Annotated in this window: 3 protein-coding genes; all 3 read right to left on the bottom strand. The window is 43.9% G+C overall.

Annotated features, from left to right (window positions below):
- Positions 1-277 (bottom strand): hypothetical protein (locus IV04_RS24205; RefSeq protein ID WP_037441785.1); only part of this gene is annotated, 277 nt, incomplete at its 3' end.
- A gap of 157 nt (positions 278-434) precedes the next feature.
- Positions 435-962: a DUF1697 domain-containing protein gene (locus tag IV04_RS24200; protein ID WP_037404753.1), complete on the bottom strand. Its 528-nt coding sequence runs from the start codon at positions 960-962 to the stop codon at positions 435-437.
- A 318-nt stretch (positions 963-1,280) separates the two neighbouring features.
- On the bottom strand, positions 1,281-1,490 hold the full coding sequence (locus IV04_RS24195; protein WP_197062219.1) for a hypothetical protein: 210 nt from the start codon (positions 1,488-1,490) through the stop codon (positions 1,281-1,283).
- Between the last annotated feature and the right edge of the window lie 14 nt (positions 1,491-1,504).

Raw genomic sequence — 1,504 nt, 5'->3', positions numbered from 1 at the left:
TTAAAAAGGGGGGGATTACCGGATCAACTATGAGCTTACCAATGATGCATGTTTCGTTTTGGTCATTTGCCCTTACAGAACCAACGATTCTGTCATCAACTACCGCTTTCAGTATAATGTGACCTTCAAACTGTTTTTGTAACTGTTCGAGAGTCTGAACAAGAGGTTCAATACTAAAATCGGTGTATATTTCTGCTTCGCTTCTATAAGCAATCTTTTGCAATAACAGGATTTCTTCAGAATCAGATACGGAAGCTCTTTCAATTTTAATGCTCATCTCGACTCTCCTTTCTCGGCTCTTTAAGAATACAAAGATTTAGGCTCTTCTTTTTGAATAGTGTTACCCATTCACGGGTGACCTATATTCCAAAGTTAGTTATCTGAAAAAAGGTCAGATTCAATTTAACCAAATGGAAACAAAGAGATAACCGTCTTCAAGTACTCATCCCCAGAAGACGGGACAATGTGTTGAAATTCCTTGTTGTAGCAACAACTTTCAATTTTCGTTCATAAAAATTGTTGTTGAACTTCGAGTCACTATACTTGGTGGAATACAGCGTATAGATTGTGCTATCGATAATCGCCACTGTGTCTGGTACAAAGGTGATGCGTTGAAACTCCTCAACCAATGACCCCGTAGGTGTTGACTCCAGCATTGAAAAGTAAGTACGCGCCGAGTCCTCAAGACTGAATGGATTGCCTTCCAGAATGTTCTTTATCTGCTCAGGTGTTCGAGCAATGACTGAAATATCCGCACCCATCTCTTGGGCAATGATGTCATGAACTTGTTTCTGAATCACAGAAGAGTCACTATTGGATTGCAGGACAACATTCCCGCTTTGGATGTAAGTCCTGACATTGCTATAACCTGCCGCCTCAAGCGTTTTACGCAGTTCAATCATCGGCACTTTGTTTCTGCCAGTAGGCATCACGCCCCGAAGTAAAAGTACAAATGTCTGCATGGTCTCAGCTCTCAATAAGTCTCATTATTTCTGCATAATACCCAATCGGGATATTGGCAACTTAGGGCCCGCCTGATTCACCAACATAGAACATATTCATACCTGAGTAAAACAGTCCCTCGAAATAGTATTAAATCTATCGAGTCTTTCTCGTAAGAAAGGCATCCCTATGCGATGTCTATCACCTTAATGACAATAAATAATGTTGGGGCCTGTTCGGTTCGCTAATACTGGGGCCCCAGATAAACGTGTCAAAGATAACCGATAGGCGCGTACTCCACTGCAGATGCCCGCGCCACACCAGTTAAGGTTGCTTCATTAAAGACTGCTGCTTGGGGTCGCCAGCGGCTTGGCAAAGACGTCAATGCCCTGCCCCGTTTCCAGCAACGATTTCAGGCTGGAAAGGACGATCGGCCAACCCTGCTGGATGCTAATAGCCATCCCGCTGCCCGCCTCAAGTTCATCATGGGTGACGGTCAACCGCACCATCTCCTCGTACGCCGCAATATCAAAACTCACACGTGTCAACAACACCGCCTAAT

The sequence above is a fragment of the Serratia sp. Ag1 genome (genome assembly GCF_000743355.1).
Classification (GTDB): Bacteria; Pseudomonadota; Gammaproteobacteria; order Enterobacterales; family Enterobacteriaceae; genus Chania.
This window is presented reverse-complemented; position numbering and strand designations above follow the sequence as displayed.